This window comes from Staphylococcus sp. 191, assembly GCF_011174885.1.
Lineage (GTDB): Bacteria > Bacillota > Bacilli > Staphylococcales > Staphylococcaceae > Staphylococcus > Staphylococcus coagulans.
Genome location: NZ_PNRJ01000001.1, coordinates 202064 through 220819 on the forward strand (window position 1 = coordinate 202064; position 18756 = coordinate 220819).

The following is an 18756-nucleotide window of genomic DNA, read 5'->3' on the forward strand; positions in this document are numbered from 1 at the left end:
TGTGCTCCTCCGCTTACTACAAGCTACAAAATAGTTCGAAGCACATATAGCCGTACTTACAATCCTATTTTAATCTATTTTATTTAGCGTGGCTTGCTAAATGTTCTAAAGTACGAACAAGTTGAGCAGTATATGACATTTCGTTGTCATACCAAGAAGCAACTTTAACTAATTGACGGTCACCAACAGTCATTACACGAGTTTGAGTTGCATCGAATAATGCACCGTAAGTCATACCTACAACGTCTGAAGAAACGATTTCATCTTCAGTGTAACCGAATGATTCGTTAGTTGCTGCTTTCATTACTTTGTTTACTTCTTCAACTGTTATTTCTTTATCTAAAACAACTGTTAATTCTGTTAATGAACCAGTTGCAACTGGAACACGTTGGGCACCACCATCTAATTTACCAGCGATTTCTGGAATAACTAAACCGATTGCTTTCGCTGCACCTGTAGAGTTAGGGATGATATTTTCAGCAGCAGCACGTGCACGACGTTTGTCGCCTTTTCTGTGAGGTGCGTCTTGTGTATTTTGGTCACCAGTATATGCGTGAATTGTAGTCATTAAACCTTCAACAATACCGAATTCGTCGTGTAAAGTTTTTGCAACAGGTGCTAATGAGTTTGTTGTACATGATGCACCTGAAACAACTGTTTCAGAACCGTCTAATGTTTCGTGGTTAACGTTATATACGATTGTTTTAAGATCACCTTTAGCTGGTGCTGAGATTAATACTTTTTTAGCGCCTGCTTGAATGTGTGCTTCAGCTTTTTCTTTATCTGTGAAGAAACCAGTACATTCTAATACTACGTCTACACCAAGGTCACCCCAAGGTAATTTAGCAGGTTCTGGTTCAGAGAATGATTTCACTTCTTTACCATTCACACGGAAACCACCATCAATTACTTCTACTTCTTCAGTAAAACGACCTTGCATTGTGTCATATTTCAATAAATGTGCAAGCATATCGTCGTCTGTTAAATCGTTTACAGCTACTACCTCAATGTTTTCTACATCTTGAATTCTTCTAAATGCTAAACGACCTATTCTACCAAATCCGTTAATTGCTACTTTTACTGCCATGTTAATGGCCTCCTTTAAATGATATTTAAAAAGTGGATCAATTCAAAATTAAATAAATCACGCACTTTTTATTATTGCTAAATTGTTTCACTCGTAATAACTTTAGCCGCAGCTTCATCCGTGATTAAAACGGTATTAGGAGAAGCGATTTTAAGGTATGCCTTAATTGCAAGGCCTTTCGATGCGCCACCCGCTACAGCAAAAATGTGTGCTTTTGATTGGGCTTCTTCTAACTGAATCCCAATCGTTTTAACCTTGTGAATGATGTTACCTTGTTGATCAAAATAATATCCTAACGATTCACCGACAGCATGATGATGTTGAAGCTTTTCGATGACTTCTAATGGCGATTGTCTTCGTCTCGCCATTTTCAGCGCATCACCGATACCGTGAATAGTGAATTGAGATTCTCTAATTTTATCCAATGTCTGGATAACAGAAGGCTCTTGCATCAAATTTTGATAAGTCAACTCACTCACTTGCTCAGGGACGTATAGTGTTGTGTAGTCGCCCCCAGTTCTCTGTGCCATTCTAGAACAAATTGTGTTGGCTTGAAAAACAACATTCTGACCTAAGCCACCGCGTGCTGGAACGAACAAAACATGAAAGGGAAGTTTAGACATCGCATCACTAACTGATGCCATTGTTGAACCACCCGTCACTGAAACAATTGCACGATCGTACAATTGTTTTTCAAGCAGTTGCCCAGCAATTCGACCAAGTTCTACTTTTACAGCAGAATCTGTATCGCTGTTCCCCGGAATGACATGAACTTCATTGATATCGAATTGACCCTTAATCGTTTGAGCAAGGCGATGATAATCAGAATAATGATTGAAATAAGCATTCAACTGTGTGACTACATCCTTACCTTCTACCGTTAACGTCATACCTGTTGGCTTGACAGAAATTAACTCTTGATGTTTAAGCAAGTCTGTTTCTGAACGTAAGACACGTTCTGTCAAATTCAACATCTCACTCAAAGTTCGTCGTCCTACAGGTTGATATTTCTGAATCGTTGCTAAAATAGAGAACCTTCGATACATTTTGTCTATCAAGTCAGGCACAATTTTTTGTTGCACTTGAATCATACGTTCCAAGGTGAATGCCCCCTTAATAGTCAATTAGATGGTCAACTTTGAGCCACGCTTTGACATTTATAGTCCCAAGCACTGTAAAAAAATATATCTTGTTGTTTACAAATCCATCATACTACTGAACTATATAAAATGCAAGTCATAAAACATCCCAATTTCATAAAATGTTGGACAAATAACGACCAACAACAATTTCCTATGACTTTCATTCCATTTATAACACATTTCACCATTCTTAAACATCCTTATCAATTTTATTGCAACACGATAAGTTATTTCATATATTTACATAAAGAGGTGATACTATGACAAGAGATTCCGAACAGCCTGAGGTCATCGATCCTTCAGATCCTCGCTATCGTCGCCCCGAAGATATACAACACGGTTCAAACAAAAATAGATATGAAGGTGGAAATTATACCTATACGCGCTACTATGGGTGTACACCTGTAGGCTGCTTACCAGGTTGCTTATTTTCCATTTTTTTATCAATACTTTTAACATTATTACTCAATTTCCTTTTTTAATATGAAAAAGAAGAAATGAGAAGAACTACGCTTTTGGTACTTCTAACCAATATCCATATAAAGCAAATAGAAATGATAAAGTTGCAAAACAAAAAGCATAGCCACACGCTTTGTGCGTTAAGTTGACTATGCTTTTCTTTATTTTATTCATACAATAACTGCACAACACGATACGGTACAAAATCTTCCGTCTTTCGTTTACTCTAGGCATCAATGTATATTGATTAAGCCATTTTAATGTTGATTACTTTTATCTTCTGACGGTTTTTGATTTTGGCTTTGGTTCTGAGTTTGTTGAGGTTGTTGTTGAGAATGACCATTAGGTTGCTGTGTTGAAGGTTCCTTTTTAGGTTCCTGTGCTGAAGATGGCGGCGTTTTTGGCTCGTTTGAAGATGGTTCATTTGTCTTCGGGCCCGACGATTTTGGTTCTGAAGTATCTGGTTTTTCACTCGTCTTCGGTTCTTTTTTAGGCTCCTCGGTCTTCGGCTCTTCTTTCTTTGGTTTTTCCGTTTTCGGCTCAGTTGATTTAGGTTTTTGCTGCTGATTACGTTGGTTTTGTAACTGTGCTTGACGTTCCGCTTCAATGGATTGTTGACGCGCTGCTTCTAAAGATCTTTCTTGCTCAGCTTGTTCTTTTTCAATACTTTTTTCTTTTTCTCTCTTTTCTTGCGCTTTTTTTTCTTTTTTTATTTCAGCATCTCGCTTTTCTTTTTGTTCCTCAATAGACTTCTCTTTTAATCGCTCACTACTTCGGTGTGATTGATCGACGAATGAGAAGATTGCAAACACTAATCCAGCTAGCAATAACAATACAACAATAATACTGATAATCGCTAAACCTCGTTTTTTCTTTTTCCCGTTTTCAGCATATTTTGGTCCTTGTCCACTTCTTTTTGGTGCTGACATGTTTTTCCCTCTCTTTATTAAGATCTCAATCTATTTAGTTTAAGCTATATTTATTTTTAAACTTACGTCTTGTCTGTATTGTGATATTACAATTATACAATATTAGAAAGTTAACGACTATGTGACTTTTAAATTAATAACATTCAATATAAATCATATCACTCAAAACGACAAGGCACCAATTATCGAAATCACCAATATCAAAACCATAATCCATATCACTCATCTTTTATGAAACAGTACTACCCAAAACTATGATTTATTACTATTGAAACGAATTAAAGCATATTAAGTCCAAATTGTTATTGAATCTAAAAACCTTTCATGCGCAATCTGCTGATACCATTCAAGTTGAAGTTTAAAAATAATCATAATGAGGAAATGATTAACTATTACACCATTAATCATCTGAACCTAAACGAAGATAATAAAAAGAGGTCTGAATGCTGCATCATTCAGGCCTCAACTAAAGGGAGTCAAAAATTACCTTCGTCGTATATATTATGGGGTATACTGAATTTAATTAAGAGATGTATTAATTATCGAAGGTATTTCTATTATAACGCACTTTGTGAATTAATAAACACACTTTAATGCATTTAAAGTGAAAAGTTAATGTCTGTTCTATGACAATAATATGAACGAATCAAAAGGAGTGGTTTAAGTGACGAATTATTTAATAACTGGCGGCACAGGTATGGTTGGGACAGCGCTAGTTGAAGACATTTCACAACGACCTGATTCAATGATTTATATTCTGACACGTAGCGATCGAAGTTCAAAATCTTCACATATTCAATATATTAATTGGAATCAAACGGGTTGGGAACAAAAAGTCCCCGACATTGATATCGTTATTAATTTAGCAGGCGCGACGTTAAATAAAAGATGGACAAAGTCGCATCAACAACTTATGATGACAAGTCGAATACAGTCTACGCGCGCATTATATGACTTATTTAAAACACGCAAGCAAAAGCCGAGTGTGCTTTTCAACGCAAGTGCGATGGGATATTATCCACCTTCTCATACTGCGACGTATACGGAAGACTTTCGTACGACACCACATGATCTTTTATCCGAAATCGTTTATCAATGGGAAAAGCAGGCTTCACTATTTGAATCACTAGGTACTCGTGTGATCTTAGGTCGATTTGGCCTCATCCTCTCTCAAAAGGGTGGTGCTTTACCTATGATAGAAAAACCGTATCGCTTCTTTGTAGGAGGACGTATCGGTAGTGGTCATCAATGGTATTCATGGATTCATCTTGAAGATTTAAAACGCGCAATTCTATTCTTGATTGATCATAAGACGGCTTCTGGAGTATACAATCTTGCTGCACCTGGGCCAGAAACACAACAACAGTTTGGGAAAATACTTGGAAAAACGTTGCATCGCCCCCACTACACATGGGTGTCAGCTACGCTTATGCGATTAATTCTAGGGAAAATGTCAACATTGGTACTTGATACACAATTTATCGTCCCTCAAAAACTCAATCATCTCCACTTTACATTTAATTATCCAACGCTTTCACTTGCACTTAAAGACATCTATAACCATTAAGTGAACTGACCAGTGTCGAATGCTAAAGGTGCTTCGATGATATCATTTCGAGATATATGATAAATCAGAATTGACAAGTTGAAACACCATACATATCAATTCTGATTTTTAATGATATCGCCAATTAAATCATGCCACATAAAGATACTTTATTTTAACTGTATCTGATAAAATGCAAGATCAAGCCACTGATCAAATTTATATCCAACTTTCTCTAATGTTCCCATATGTCGAAATCCAAATTTTTCATGTAACAGTTTACTTTGTATGTTTTGGTCATCAATACCTGCCACCATCGTTTGAACCTGTTTTTCGCGGGCATCTTGAATTATGTTCTCTAATAATTGGGAAGCAATGTCTTCTCTTCTCGCATTAGGACTAACATATAAAGAATGTTCAATCGTAAATTGGTAAGCGGGCCAATTTCTAAATTGACCATATGTAGCAAATCCCAACACCTCCCCATTCCCTTCGTATACAAAGACAGGTTGTTGTAATTGTTGCTTCGTTTGAAACCATTTTTCACGTTCTTCTAATGTTACTGTTTCATAAGTATAGACAGCGGTCGTATACTTAATCGCATGATTATATATTTCTTGAATTTGAGTCAGATCATTCACTTGTGCCTGTCTTATCACGTCTGTTACCCCTTTCCCCTCATTTAAATAAAGTCCGTTTGTTTTATCATAAAAAAAGAGTGGAGCATAAATCTAAAATACGCTTTCAGATTTCATTGCTCCACTCATTACATAGTAAGATGAGATAGGTTCATCATCTTATAAATGACAGAAACTTCTCTTCTATTCTGGTTGCATTACTTCATCAATTAAGCCATAAGCTTTAGCTTCTTCAGCAGTTAAGAAGTTGTCACGATCTGTGTCTTTCTCGATTTTTTCAATATCTTGACCTGTACGTTCAGCTAAGATCTTATTTAATTTTGCACGTGTTTTTAAAATATGGTTAGCAGCAATTTCGATTTCAGTTGCTTGACCTTGAGCACCACCAAGTGGTTGGTGAATCATCACTTCAGCATTAGGTAATGCATAACGTTTACCTTTAGCTCCTGCTGCAAGTAGGAATGAACCCATTGAAGCAGCCATACCAATACAAATTGTTTGTACATCTGGTTTAATGTGCTGGATTGTGTCATAAATCGCAAATCCAGCTGTTACACTACCACCAGGAGAGTTGATATAGAGGTAAATATCTTTTTCTGCATCTTGTGCTTGTAAAAATAAAAGCTGTGATACGATTGAGTTTGCTACATTATCGTCAATAGCAGACCCTAACATAATAATACGGTCTTTTAATAAACGTGAATAAATGTCATATGCACGTTCCCCGCGATTTGTCGTTTCAATTACTGTAGGAATTAAATTCATGGATTATTTCCTCCTAATTTCTTTGATTTGATTTTATTCTAACCTAAAAGTCAAACATGGTCAAAAATTACGCTTTTAACTTTCACTATTTTAGGAGTTGACCCCTACAATGCATGAAGGTAAAATGATGAGTGTACGTTTCAATTTACCCCTCGTAGTGTAATGGATAACACTTAAGATTCCGGTTCTTACAATAGAGGTTCGATTCCTCTCGAGGGGGCTATCTTACTTTTTAAAATCAAGAATCCCATAACGACGGGGTTCTTTTTGCTATACTCGTTAACTATATCCCATATCATATTGAACTTCAGGTATTTAAAACGATGTCATATCTTACGAATTTTTCTCATAAAAAGAAAGCGATCAGATTATTTTTTAGTAAAAAACTCTGAGCGCTATTTTTAGAATGGATGTCTAAGCCGATATAGCGCATACTTTACAAAATGCACTATCAAATATCATTGAAATATGATATAAAAAACAGGCTGTCCTCACCGGCTAAACACCTACTTTTTACACTTCAAATCGTTCTCCGCTTCTGATTTTATCCGCCATTTCGTTTAATTTTCTTAAACGATGATTGATGCCTGATTTCGAAATAGTTCCAGTACTTACCATTTCACCTAATTCTTTCAATGAAACATCTTGATGTTCAATTCTTAATTTTGCCACTTCTCTCAGTCGATCAGGCAAATTATCTATCCCGATTTCTTCATCTATCAGTTGAATACTTTCAACCTGCTTCATCGCCGCACTGACCGTTTTATTTAAATTCGCTGTCTCACAATTCACCAGTCGATTTACAGAGTTACGCATGTCTCTGACTATTCTTACGTCTTCAAATTTAAGCAATGCTTGATAACCACCGATTAAACTTAAAAATTCTGCTATACGTTCCGCTTCTTTAAGATACGTAATCCAACCTTTTTTACGCTCCAAACTTTTCGCATTGAGCTCGTAAGTATTCATCAATTGCGTGAGCCCTTCAGAGTGACCCTCATATAGAGAAAATATTTCTAGATGATATGATGAAGTTTCTGGGTTATTTACTGAACCTCCTGCGAGAAATGCACCACGTAAATAACTTCTTCTCATTTCATTATCTTTAACCATAGTTGCATCGATATCATGGCTAAACATTCCATTTTTAAGTATTCCTAACTCGTCTAAAATCTCTTTTGCTTTCATTTTTATTCGGCATATATAAATGTTATTTTTCTTTAATTTCATCTTTTTACGTACTAATATTTCGACTTCAACCTGAAAAACAAGTTTTATTAGTGTATAGATACGTCTTGCAGTTGTGGCATTTTCAGTTTGAATATTAATGACAAACTGTTGATGTGATAGGCTTAAGGCCCCGTTCATACGAATTAAAGCACTGAGCTCTGCCTTAGCGTTATCTTTATCAACTTCAATCCTTGTCAGCTCATTTTTCATTTCTGATGCAAAGCTCATAATGAATCGTTTCCTTTCTATTTATCAAGAATCAATATGGCTAAAGTTATGATTTGAATTGATCAGGGTCAAATTGAATTGTACTAATTTCTTGTAATGCAATTTCATAAATCATCTCTGCCAATATTTCTGTTCGATGTCTCACGTATTCGTGCTCTGTAATTTCAGCGAGATGCTCCCCTGTTACAAGTTGAACACCTTGTTCCTTTAATAGCTCTTCATCACAATATACAGGCTTAGCGCCTTTATCTTCATACTTTTGAAGTATTTCTTGTGAGAATGGCAATTGATTCGCAATTACAAAATCAATAACATTCGCACCCAGTTGTTGATGAATTGCACGAATATGATCTGTGACTGTATATTCATCGGTCTCTCCAGGTTGGGTCATTATATTTGAAACATATAATTTTTTAGCATCACTTTCGACAATGGCTTTGGAAATACCATTGACACAAAGGTTAGAAATCACACTCGTATAAAGAGAACCAGGCCCTAAAACAATTAAGTCCGCTTCTCTTAGTGCTGCAACAGCTTCATCCATCGGTTTCACATCAGCCGGCTCTAAAAAGACACGTTTAATTTTTTTATGTTTTTGAGGAATATTAGATTCCCCTGTTACAATTTCTCCATCTTCCATCTCTGCGTTAAGCGCCACGCTGGAATTTGTAGACGGTATAACGCGACCTTTGATATTCAAGATTTTACTGAGCTCTTTTACCGCATGTCCAAAATCATTCGTAATATTTGTTAATGCGGCAATCAATAAGTTACCAACAGAATGGCCGCTAATGATATCTTTTTCGAATCGATATTGGAACAGCTGTTCTAACAACGGCTCGACATCGCTTAAGGCAACCAGCACGTTCCTTACATCACCCGGTGCTGGTATATCCATCTCACTTCTAATTTTTCCTGTACTTCCACCGTCATCTGCGACTGTTACAATCGCTGTAATATCTATTGGGAAGGATTTGAGACCCCTTGCCAAAACAGATAAGCCTGTCCCTCCACCAATCAGCACTAATTTGAGTTGTTTCATTTTATTCGCCACTTTCTATATGTGCATCACGATGATGAACATATATGTTATAATCATACGTCTGCTTAAGTTCCTCAGTTAATCGTTGTGCTAATGCGACAGAACGGTGTTGTCCTCCTGTACAACCAATTGCAATGACAAGTTGTGATTTCCCTTCTTTTTTATATCCTGGAATCATGAATAATAAGAGATCCAATAATTTTTCATAAAATGTATTCGTCTCTTTCCATTTCATCACGTATTTATATACTTCTTCGTCCATACCTGTCAACGGACGGAGTTCCTCTACATAAAAAGGGTTCGGTAAGAAGCGCACATCAAAAACCAAATCTGCATCTATTTGAATACCATGCTTGAAACCGAAGCTTGTCACATTGATTGTAAACGTTGATTTATTCTCTTTATTAAAATTTTCATAAACTCTTTTTCTTAATGCTTTCGGTGTTAACTTTGTAGTATCTAAAGTATAATTGGCCAAACTTCTCACTTCGGCAAGTAAATTACGCTCTTCATTAATCGCTGCAACTAGAGTTAAATCGCCCTGCTCTTGAAGTGGATGCTTACGACGTGTTTCCTTATAACGAGAAATTAATTTTTCCGTTTCAGCATCTACAAACAGTACATCTACGATTACATTTTTTCTACTTTGCACAGCATCTATTTCACGCACTAAGTATTTAAAAAATTCTCGTCCTCTTAAGTCGATGCCAATAGCTACTTTTTGTAACGAAGGGTTCCCTTGTTCCATTAATTCTACAAACTTAGGCAATAAAATAGGCGGAAGATTATCGACACAAAAATAGCCTAAATCTTCTAAACTTTGAATAACGACAGATTTTCCAGCGCCCGAAAGCCCTGTAATGACGAGTAATTCACTTTTAACGATTTCATTGTTTTCTTCATGTTGCATTGTTGACCACCATCCCTTAAGATTCTCTTTTAGTGTACATGAAAATCCTTCAAAGTCATAGACAGAAAGCTAAAATTTAACACTTTTCATAACCGTATGTATTGACGATGATGTAACAATGGCAACCTGTACCGAATATACTTTAACAACTCGGCTAGCACTCATTTTTCAATCATCTTGTCATAATAAAGTATGCTGTTTTCACGAGCATAAAAAACAATGATAAATAAAAAGAGTGGGACGTGGAAACTCGTTGTTACGTTAGATTCCTTTGTCCCACCTTTATAGGGTGTCGCAATTAATACGTTTATTTAATATAGGAACAGGCAAAATATAGCGCATTCGAACAGATTAACTCCAATCTTAAAAACGATTACTTAAAATCGTGATTAAGCTTCATCATGCAAGCTTTCGATATACGCTTGAACACTTTCTGCTGCGATACTACCATCACTTGTTGCTGTTACGATTTGACGCAATCCTTTTTCACGAACATCTCCAGCTACATAAATCCCTTTAACAGCTGTGCTCATGTCTGGATTTGCTACAATATAGCCCGCTTCATTTGTAATGCCTAAATTTTCAAACGGTTGTGTAAGAGGTTTCATGCCGATATAGACAAATAAGCCATCTGCATCCACTGTTTGTTCAGTGCCATCAACTGTTGAAACTAACGTCAATGAACCTACTTTACCATCTTTTTCGTTAACTGATTTAAGTGTATGATTCCAAATAAAATCAATTTTTTCGTTTTTGAAAGCACGATCTTGTAAGATTTTTTGTGCTCTTAATTGATCTCTACGGTGAACAATAGTAACTTTATCTGCAAATTTTGTTAGATACGTTCCTTCTTCAACAGCAGAGTCTCCTCCACCTACAACGTATACATTTTTATTTTTAAAGAAGGCACCGTCACATACAGCACAGTAACTTACACCACGGCCACCGAGTTGTTCTTCTCCAGGTACACCAATTTTTTTGTATTCCGCACCTGTTGCAATAATCACAGCAGTTGCCTCAATTTCGCTTGTGCCAAGATCGATAACTTTGTAATCGCCTTTATCTTCGATACCTTTAATGTCACCATATTTGTATTCGGCACCAAACTTTTTAGAGTGATCGAACATTTTATTTGATAAATCCGGTCCTGAAATCATTTCAAAACCTGGGAAATTTTCAACTTCTTCAGTGTTCGCCATTTGTCCACCTGGCACACCGCGTTCAATCATAACTGTTTTTAAATTCGCACGTGAAGCATATACCGCAGCTGTCATACCTGCTGGTCCTGCACCGATGATTGCAACATCATATCTTACTTGTTCTGACATGATTCGTTCCTCCTCTTAATTTCATCATAAGAATTTTACAACATTTAAATACGAGACTCAAACTTATATGCTCAACAACCAATTGAGCGCAATTTCAAACGTTTCTGGACACACGTCAAATAGTTCAATGACCTCTTGTCGATGTAATGATTGTACGCCAGCATTAAAATACAAATAGGTAACTGCCGCAACATATGCATTTACTTCATCAACATTTATCCTTTCCACCGATAAGCTATCTGCATAATTGATCCAACTTAAAAATAATGCGTCATCACCTTTAGTTTTAGGTAGATGATAAAGCTTTTCCATTCCTTTGTGTATAAAGTGTAACTTTGTGAGCTGTAAGTTTTGTATTAAATAGGAAAGATAGAGTTTCTCATAATCTCCTAATGTTTCTAGTATGTCCCATACATCTTTCGTCATTAAAACCTCTTTACCATTTAATTGATTCAATAAAAAGAGCCCATAAAGACGTTCATGCTGATCCTCACTGGTCAATAGCGGTTCAATATGACAGTTAAAGTACTGTCTACTTTCATCCACGACCCAAGGGGGAAAACCAGGATTCGCTTTAAGAAATTGTGTCAATGCTTGCCAAAAATATTCACTTTGTTCAATATGACCCAGGTAATAATAATTATATGAAAGTGCATGAAAAAGCTGGAAAGTTTGAAATTTTCCTCTTCGGTGGAGCGGTAAGAGTAAATATTGCGATGCTTGATATTGCTTTAAATAGCTTAAAACGATCCCCAATTTAAAAGATTCTTCATCGTTAATTGGAACGACTTTATTGAGTAGTTTGAGATAGTGATTAAACAGTGTTTGTTCATTCATATTGTACAACAATAAAGTATAGTGACATAAAGCATGGACATCTGAAGCGTCTTCTTTCAAAAGCCGTTCAAACATTTCTTTTGCAATCGTGTTCTCGTTTAGATAGAGATAGCACATGGCAAGTAAATTTCGAATGAGGCGATTTTCTTGAATCACTTCATCTTGACGTAATATGTACGCTCTTGCATCTAACAAGCGCCCTTGTCCAAACAAATATTGAAAAATAACTTGTGTTACAAACAATTGGCTTTCTAATTCAAGCTCATTTTCGCCACTAAATGAAACTTCAAACATACTCTCAAGTTCTTCGCGGTAGTCTTCATCTTCCGCAATAAACGCATAGCTCAAACCAAATAAATAGGCTTTATTGGGTTCATTTAAATCAATATTTAATTGACTAAGTTCATAATAAGAGGCTTCGAGTTCAGAGCCTTTACTGATTTCTTCGTAATAAATAGCTTCTGCCTTGCTTGGTGCATTTAATTTGATTAAGCAAGTTGCAAGTTGTTGCTTCGCCTCAAAATGATCGGGTGACAATTCTAACACTTTTTCTAAATAGCGCTGTGCTTTTACATAATCTTGCTGTTGCATTTTCTGTTGTGCCAAACGTTCATAAACAGAAACATCAGACCACAACTGTATAATATTATTCTTTTGTGTCATCATTGCCACCTCTCTTTCTCTCATTGTTCTTTTATTTGAATCGGATTGCCATATGCAATGACATCATTGGGTATATCTTTTGAAACAACACTGCCTGCACCAATTTTAGCGCGCGCGCCAATTTTAACACCGGGAAGAACTGTAACATTGGCTCCAATCATCGTATCGTCACCAATTTCAATCTCTCCTACTCTTAGTGCATCGGTCAAAAATTCATGTGTCAGTAGTGTTGTATTATAACCAATAATGACATTTTTGCCTATTCTTATTTTTTCAGGATAAAAAATATCAGGTGTCACTTTGAAAGCAATCGCCGTATATTGACCGACTGTCATCTTCAAAATATGTCGATAGAGCCAGCGTTTGAATTTCAAACTCGGTACAAATCGCGCCAGTTCAATAATTAGTGTATTTTTAAATAATTTTGTAAAACTTCGATAGTCATACATGTGCCAAAGCGCATTATGCATTTTGGTCGGAATGACGGTTAAGCGTCTTTTCATTTAACGTGACCCTTTCTTTTCCCAAGGCCAATTTAAAACACCCACTTCTCGATACAACGGTGCTTTGGATTTAAATCGTCTCCATATAAACAGTGTTATCCCGATCACAATCGCGATAATAGAGACAAGCTGTGCAATTCGAATCGTCTCTGTTAACATCAAGCTATCTGTTCGCAAGCCTTCGATATAGAAACGGCCAATCGAGTACCAAATTAAATACGTAAAAAATGTTTCACCAACACGAAGACGTCGACGCAAAAGAATTAAAACGATAAAACCAATCACATTCCATATGGATTCATATAAAAAAGTAGGGTGATAATAAATACCACCAATTTTCATATTCTCAATTATGAATTGTGGTAAATGCAATTGTTCCAAAAAGGCACGACTAACTGGTCCACCATGAGCCTCATGGTTCATGAAATTTCCCCAGCGTCCAATCCCTTGCGCCAATATAATACTAGGTGCAACGATATCACCGAGTTGTAAAGGATGCCAATTTTTGCGATAACAATAATACATCCCCATGGCAAACGCACCAATTAAGCCACCGTGGATAGCAATTCCTCCACGCCAGATCATGATAATCTCTGCGGGGTTTTGTAAGTAATAATCCAAGTGGAATAAAACAAAATAGAGTCGCGCAGTAATGATAGCGACAATGACGCAGACAATTAAAATATTAATTAAATCGTCTTCTTTAAAGCCCACTTTTTGTGCACTTTTTTGTGCGAACCAATAACCAATTAATATTGCAGTTGCTATAATAATCCCATACCACTTGATTTGCAATCCACCTAGATCAATTGCTACAGGGTTGATGTAACCAATCATCATTCTTTATCTCCTTTTTGATGTGTACTATTTCTTAATATTTCAGCATTTAAACGTTCATTAAATTCTTCTGCTGTGTTAATGCCCATAATATTGAGTCGATAATTCATTGCGGCTACTTCAATAATGACAGCCACGTTTCTTCCTGGTCGAACTGGGACTGTTTTTTTAGTAATTTCCGTATCCAAAATTTTAAGCGTCTCGTGATTCAATCCAACGCGATCATATAATTTGTTTTGATCCCACGTTTCAAGATTGATATTCAGCCGTATGCGTTTTTGCGTCAAGATAGAACCTGCGCCAAAAAGCGTCATCACGTTAATAATTCCTAGCCCTCTTATTTCTAGTAAATGCTCAATAATTTTAGGCGGCTTACCAATCAATTCGTTTTTATTGATTTCTTTAATTTCTACATTATCGTCTGCGACTAGACGATGACCACGCTTCACAAGTTCTAAAGCTGTTTCACTTTTACCTATGCCTGAATCTCCAGTAATTAATACACCAATCCCATACACGTCTACCAGTACACCATGTAATGCTGTAGAATTTGCTAATTCGTGCTCAAGATAAGAAGTGAGACGTCCCATGACACGTGTCGTGGCTTCGTCCACATAAATGAGTGGTGTATCTAACGCTTTGGAAGCTTCTAACAATTCCTCAGGCGCTTCAAGCCCTCTCGTGATAATGATTGCTGGTGTTTCTGGACGACAAAGCTTTCTCATCCGCCCTTGTCTATCCTCATCTGGCAATAAATTATAAAACGAAAGTTCTGTTGTACCTAATAGTTGAATTCGATTCGAAGCATAATGTGAGAAATAGCCCGCCATCTCTAAACCAGGTCTAGAGATATCTGTATTATGAATAGGTCGGTTTAAACCTGCTTCACCAGCTATCACTTTCAAATTAAATCGCTTTACCAAATCTTGAGTTGTTAACATGTCAGTCACCTCAGTATTCACTCTATCTCTCGTTAATCATCATATAGAAAGACGTAAAATAACAGTCCTATTGCGAGACTGATTTCATACGCTCAGTTAAACACGATTCTTTTTAACACAGTTCAATACGATGGACTGTGCCTATCGTTGTTAATTATGTCCTATATTATACATGAAATGCGAAAGAAAGAGATGTATTTCATTATTAAAAAACTTTTACATTCGTCTTAACTCGTTGTGTCTCATCTATTAAAAGCGGTTCACCCTACTCAATGACCCTATTCATTTTAACATTTTTACTATTTAAGAAGGAACATCTGCCACTAGACAGAAAAAAAGTCCCCAAAATTCAAAAATCACATGAATTTTAGGGACGCATATAAGAACAATCTCTACACTATAATATAAGTACGAAATCACAATGATAATCTTTTAAATAAAGGACATTTACTTTTCTTTATTTAATCGATCTGTCACTTCTTTTAATGTTTTTTCAAATTGTTTTAAAGGATCGATAGGGTGTGCTTCTTTATTTTGCTTTGCTTGTTCGCGCTGTTGATTTACATATTCAACGCCTTGACGTAGTGTTTCACTAACATTTTCAAATGTGTCGCGGACAAAGTCTTCTACTGATGATTTAAAATCGCTGTCTACGCTTGTATCATCAGCTTTCGCTTCGCTTTTTTGAGTATCTGAATGGTTCGTTTGCGCTTGTGCTGTCGTTGTGTCTGTAGCCATTGCATCTAAAAGTATTGCTGCTTCTTCTACTGAAATCTTTCCATCTTGTAGTAATTCTAACACTTTGATTTTTGCTTCTTTCATTTACTAGCCCTCCTGTCGCGCTTTATCACGTGCCAATATTTCTTTCAAATATCGTCCAGTGTATGAAGTTGGATGTGCGGCAATCTCTTCAGGTGTCCCTGTTGCTAGGATTGTCCCGCCACCTTCACCACCTTCTGGCCCTAAGTCAATTAAATGGTCAGCAGTTTTAATGACATCAAGGTTATGTTCAATAATAACGACTGTATCACCATTGTCAACAAGTCGATTTAAAACTTTTAATAATCGACTAATATCGTCAACATGTAAACCTGTTGTTGGCTCATCTAAAATATAAATTGAACGTCCAGTTGAACGTTTATGCAATTCAGATGCGAGTTTCACACGTTGTGCTTCACCACCCGAAAGCGTTGTTGCCGGTTGACCTAACGTAATATAACCTAAACCTACATCCACAAGCGTCTGTAATTTACGTTTGATTTTAGGGATATTTTCAAAGAAATGGACCGCGTCTTCAACTGTCATCTCTAAAACGTCAGAAATGTTTTTACCTTTATATGTGACTTCTAAAGTTTCGCGATTATAACGTTTCCCTCCACATACTTCACATGGCACATAAACATCTGGTAAAAAATGCATTTCAATTTTGATAATACCGTCACCTTTACATGCTTCACAACGTCCGCCTTTCACATTAAAGCTAAAACGTCCTTTTTGATAACCTCGTACCTTTGCTTCGTTTGTTGAGGCAAAAACATCTCGTATATCATCAAAAACACCTGTATATGTGGCTGGATTAGATCTTGGCGTACGACCAATAGGCGACTGATCAATATCTATAATTTTATCAATCTCTTCAATGCCTGTAATTTCATCATGTGCCCCAGGTCTCACTTTTGATTTGTTGATTGCTTTAGCAAGAGATTTATACAATACTTCGTTAACAAGCGAACTTTTTCCAGAACCTGAAACCCCAGTTACCACATTCATAACAGACAGTGGAAAATCGACATCTACACCTTTAAGGTTGTTACTTCTTGCGCCTTTTACCGAGATTTTACGGTTGGTTTTTTCTCGACGATGTTCAGGAACAGGAATAAACTTTTTACCACTCAAATATTGACCTGTCAGTGATCTTTTATCTCGCATCACTTGTTTAGGTGTACCACTAGAAACAACATGGCCCCCATGATCACCTGCACCCGGTCCGATATCGACAAGGTAGTCCGCTTCAATCATCGTATCTTCATCATGTTCGACAACAATTAATGTATTTCCTAAATCGCGCATTTCTTTTAGCGTATTGATGAGACGATCGTTATCACGCTGATGCAAACCAATGGAAGGTTCATCAAGTACATAAAGGACACCAGAAAGACGTGAACCGATTTGAGTTGCCAAACGTATGCGTTGCGCTTCTCCTCCTGACAATGTTCCTGATGCACGATTCAACGTTAAATAATCCAAACCTACGTTATTCAAAAAGGATAAACGAGATGTAATCTCTTTTAAAATTAAACGCGCAATTTGGGCATCTTGATCTGATAATTCGATATTTTCATAGTAATCAAGCGCTTCTTTTATAGATTGTTCAACGACTTCACCAATATTTTTTCCAGCAACATAAACTGAAAGTGCTTCTCGACTTAATCTTTGTCCATGACATGTTTCACAAGGTTGTTCTGCCATATATTTTTGCATCATTTCACGGACATATTCTGAAGGCGATTCATGGTAACGGCGCTCAATATTCGGAATGACACCTTCAAACGGCATCGTACGTGTACGCTGTTGTCCATTTTTAGATTGGAATGAGAAAGTTATCTCTTTATCCCCAGAACCGTGCAAAATAATGCTTTTTTGTCGATCAGTTAATTTTTTATAAGGTTTATCCATATTGATTTTATAAACTTCACACACACGTTTTAATAACGTTGGATAAAAATCTGAACTCGTTGGCTCCCATGGGACAATCGCCCCTTCATTAAGGGATTTGTCTTTGTCAGGAACAACTAAATCAATATCCACGGTTAATTTAGTTCCTAAACCATCACAAGTCGGACATGCGCCAAACGGACTGTTAAAACTGAACATTCTTGGTTCAAGCTCACCAATCGAAAAACCACATATTGGACATGCATGTTTTTCAGAAAACTCAAGTTGGTCTCCATCAATTACATCGACAACAAGACGGCCATCTGCAAGTTCTAATACGGTTTCAATTGAATCAGCCAGACGTGTTTCAATACCTGGTTTGACTACTAAACGATCGACAACAATTTCAATGGTATGGTTTTTATTTTTATCAAGTTCTGGCACTTGTGTCACGTCCATAATCTCGCCATCAACACGGACACGCACATATCCCTTTTTACTAATATCATTCAATAATTTTTCGTGCGTTCCTTTACGATGATTAACGACAGGTGCCATTAATTGGATTTTTGTCCGTTCTTCTAACGCCATAATTCTATCCGTCATTTGTTGTACAGTCTGTGATTGTATCTCAATACCATGATTTGGACAATAAGGTTTGCCGATACGTGCATATAACAAACGAATATAATCATAAATTTCAGTTACCGTAGCTACTGTAGAACGTGGATTTTTACTCGTTGTTTTTTGGTCTATTGATATTGCAGGTGACAAGCCTTCTATTGTATCCACATCGGGCTTGTCCATTTGACCTAAAAATTGACGTGCATATGCACTTAATGATTCTACGTATCGACGTTGCCCCTCAGCATAAATCGTATCAAAAGCCAATGAGGATTTACCTGATCCAGATAAACCCGTCATCACTATCAATTTTTGTTTAGGTAATTCAATATCAACATTTTTTAAATTGTGGGCGCGCGCCCCTTTCACAACAATCGACGGTTCTTTCATGC

Annotated in this window: 17 protein-coding genes; 2 read left to right on the forward strand and 15 right to left on the reverse strand. The window is 36.6% G+C overall.

From position 1 onward, the window contains the following. Positions 1 to 79: 79 nt before the first annotated feature. On the reverse strand, positions 80 to 1087 hold the full coding sequence (gene gap, locus C1H58_RS01035; RefSeq protein WP_165545039.1) for a type I glyceraldehyde-3-phosphate dehydrogenase: 1008 nt from the start codon (positions 1085 to 1087) through the stop codon (positions 80 to 82). 77 nt (positions 1088 to 1164) lie between these two features. Next, entirely contained in the window at positions 1165 to 2178 is a 1014-nt protein-coding gene (locus tag C1H58_RS01040; RefSeq protein WP_372448659.1) for a sugar-binding transcriptional regulator, read from the reverse strand. Positions 2179 to 2489: 311 nt separating this feature from the next. Between C1H58_RS01040 and C1H58_RS01045 the strand changes: the two genes are divergently transcribed. Continuing rightward, positions 2490 to 2711, forward strand: a complete 222-nt coding sequence (locus C1H58_RS01045; protein ID WP_165545040.1) for a hypothetical protein — start codon at positions 2490 to 2492, stop codon at positions 2709 to 2711. A 234-nt stretch (positions 2712 to 2945) separates the two neighbouring features. On the opposite strand, the gene C1H58_RS01050 is transcribed toward C1H58_RS01045, so the two are convergent. Then, positions 2946 to 3617 carry a DUF4887 domain-containing protein gene (locus tag C1H58_RS01050; protein ID WP_165545041.1) on the reverse strand — a complete coding sequence of 224 codons (672 nt, stop codon included), beginning with the start codon at positions 3615 to 3617 and terminating at the stop codon, positions 2946 to 2948. Between the two features lie 664 nt (positions 3618 to 4281). On the opposite strand from C1H58_RS01050, the gene C1H58_RS01055 reads away from it, so the two are divergent. Continuing rightward, positions 4282 to 5184 carry a TIGR01777 family oxidoreductase gene (locus C1H58_RS01055; RefSeq protein ID WP_165545042.1) on the forward strand — a complete coding sequence of 301 codons (903 nt, stop codon included), beginning with the start codon at positions 4282 to 4284 and terminating at the stop codon, positions 5182 to 5184. Positions 5185 to 5333: 149 nt separating this feature from the next. Here the strand turns inward: C1H58_RS01055 and C1H58_RS01060 are convergent, their stop codons facing one another. The 12 genes from C1H58_RS01060 to uvrA form a co-directional block, all read right to left on the reverse strand. After that, positions 5334 to 5822: a GNAT family N-acetyltransferase gene (locus C1H58_RS01060; protein ID WP_165545043.1), complete on the reverse strand. Its 489-nt coding sequence runs from the start codon at positions 5820 to 5822 to the stop codon at positions 5334 to 5336. A gap of 162 nt (positions 5823 to 5984) precedes the next feature. Beyond that, positions 5985 to 6566 (reverse strand): ATP-dependent Clp endopeptidase proteolytic subunit ClpP, encoded by a 582-nt coding sequence (gene clpP / locus C1H58_RS01065; protein WP_016424534.1) that lies wholly within the window; start codon positions 6564 to 6566, stop codon positions 5985 to 5987. Between the two features lie 513 nt (positions 6567 to 7079). Continuing rightward, a complete protein-coding gene (gene whiA / locus C1H58_RS01070; protein ID WP_050331587.1) occupies positions 7080 to 8024 on the reverse strand; it encodes a DNA-binding protein WhiA in 945 nt (314 codons plus the stop codon). A 46-nt stretch (positions 8025 to 8070) separates the two neighbouring features. Continuing rightward, positions 8071 to 9066, reverse strand: a complete 996-nt coding sequence (locus tag C1H58_RS01075) for a gluconeogenesis factor YvcK family protein (RefSeq protein WP_050331588.1) — start codon at positions 9064 to 9066, stop codon at positions 8071 to 8073. Position 9067: 1 nt separating this feature from the next. Next, positions 9068 to 9976: an RNase adapter RapZ gene (rapZ, locus tag C1H58_RS01080; protein WP_165545044.1), complete on the reverse strand. Its 909-nt coding sequence runs from the start codon at positions 9974 to 9976 to the stop codon at positions 9068 to 9070. A 389-nt stretch (positions 9977 to 10365) separates the two neighbouring features. Beyond that, the gene (gene trxB, locus C1H58_RS01085; RefSeq protein ID WP_050345948.1) at positions 10366 to 11304 is read right to left on the reverse strand and encodes a thioredoxin-disulfide reductase; all 939 of its coding nucleotides are present in this window, start codon (positions 11302 to 11304) and stop codon (positions 10366 to 10368) included. A gap of 63 nt (positions 11305 to 11367) precedes the next feature. Then, the gene (locus C1H58_RS01090; RefSeq protein WP_182280487.1) at positions 11368 to 12807 is read right to left on the reverse strand and encodes a tetratricopeptide repeat protein; all 1440 of its coding nucleotides are present in this window, start codon (positions 12805 to 12807) and stop codon (positions 11368 to 11370) included. A 17-nt stretch (positions 12808 to 12824) separates the two neighbouring features. Continuing rightward, positions 12825 to 13307 carry an acyltransferase gene (locus tag C1H58_RS01095; RefSeq protein ID WP_165545046.1) on the reverse strand — a complete coding sequence of 161 codons (483 nt, stop codon included), beginning with the start codon at positions 13305 to 13307 and terminating at the stop codon, positions 12825 to 12827. After that, complete coding sequence (gene lgt, locus C1H58_RS01100; RefSeq protein ID WP_214972105.1) at positions 13308 to 14144, reverse strand: prolipoprotein diacylglyceryl transferase; 837 nt, start codon at positions 14142 to 14144, stop codon at positions 13308 to 13310. Next, entirely contained in the window at positions 14144 to 15085 is a 942-nt protein-coding gene (gene hprK, locus C1H58_RS01105) for an HPr(Ser) kinase/phosphatase (protein WP_050331593.1), read from the reverse strand. The genes lgt and hprK overlap by 1 nt, the downstream gene beginning before the upstream one ends. Before the next feature lie 447 nt (positions 15086 to 15532). Beyond that, positions 15533 to 15907, reverse strand: a complete 375-nt coding sequence (locus tag C1H58_RS01110) for an SHOCT-like domain-containing protein (RefSeq protein WP_050331594.1) — start codon at positions 15905 to 15907, stop codon at positions 15533 to 15535. 3 nt (positions 15908 to 15910) lie between these two features. Further along, positions 15911 to 18754: an excinuclease ABC subunit UvrA gene (gene uvrA, locus C1H58_RS01115; protein WP_050331595.1), complete on the reverse strand. Its 2844-nt coding sequence runs from the start codon at positions 18752 to 18754 to the stop codon at positions 15911 to 15913. Between the last annotated feature and the right edge of the window lie 2 nt (positions 18755 to 18756).

Bases quoted from the DNA above. Each gene is read 5' to 3' on its own strand.
- gap (WP_165545039.1), bottom strand. From the start codon at position 1,087: ATGGCAGTAAAAGTAGCAATTAACGGATTTGGTAGAATAGGTCGTTTA.
- C1H58_RS01040 (WP_372448659.1), bottom strand. From the start codon at position 2,178: ATGATTCAAGTGCAACAAAAAATTGTGCCTGACTTGATAGACAAAATG.
- C1H58_RS01045 (WP_165545040.1), top strand. From the start codon at position 2,490: ATGACAAGAGATTCCGAACAGCCTGAGGTCATCGATCCTTCAGATCCT.
- C1H58_RS01050 (WP_165545041.1), bottom strand. From the start codon at position 3,617: ATGTCAGCACCAAAAAGAAGTGGACAAGGACCAAAATATGCTGAAAAC.
- clpP (WP_016424534.1), bottom strand. From the start codon at position 6,566: ATGAATTTAATTCCTACAGTAATTGAAACGACAAATCGCGGGGAACGT.
- whiA (WP_050331587.1), bottom strand. From the start codon at position 8,024: ATGAGCTTTGCATCAGAAATGAAAAATGAGCTGACAAGGATTGAAGTT.
- C1H58_RS01075 (WP_050331588.1), bottom strand. From the start codon at position 9,066: ATGAAACAACTCAAATTAGTGCTGATTGGTGGAGGGACAGGCTTATCT.
- rapZ (WP_165545044.1), bottom strand. From the start codon at position 9,976: ATGCAACATGAAGAAAACAATGAAATCGTTAAAAGTGAATTACTCGTC.
- trxB (WP_050345948.1), bottom strand. From the start codon at position 11,304: ATGTCAGAACAAGTAAGATATGATGTTGCAATCATCGGTGCAGGACCA.
- C1H58_RS01090 (WP_182280487.1), bottom strand. From the start codon at position 12,807: ATGATGACACAAAAGAATAATATTATACAGTTGTGGTCTGATGTTTCT.
- C1H58_RS01095 (WP_165545046.1), bottom strand. From the start codon at position 13,307: ATGAAAAGACGCTTAACCGTCATTCCGACCAAAATGCATAATGCGCTT.
- lgt (WP_214972105.1), bottom strand. From the start codon at position 14,144: ATGATTGGTTACATCAACCCTGTAGCAATTGATCTAGGTGGATTGCAA.
- hprK (WP_050331593.1), bottom strand. From the start codon at position 15,085: ATGTTAACAACTCAAGATTTGGTAAAGCGATTTAATTTGAAAGTGATA.
- C1H58_RS01110 (WP_050331594.1), bottom strand. From the start codon at position 15,907: ATGAAAGAAGCAAAAATCAAAGTGTTAGAATTACTACAAGATGGAAAG.
- uvrA (WP_050331595.1), bottom strand. From the start codon at position 18,754: ATGAAAGAACCGTCGATTGTTGTGAAAGGGGCGCGCGCCCACAATTTA.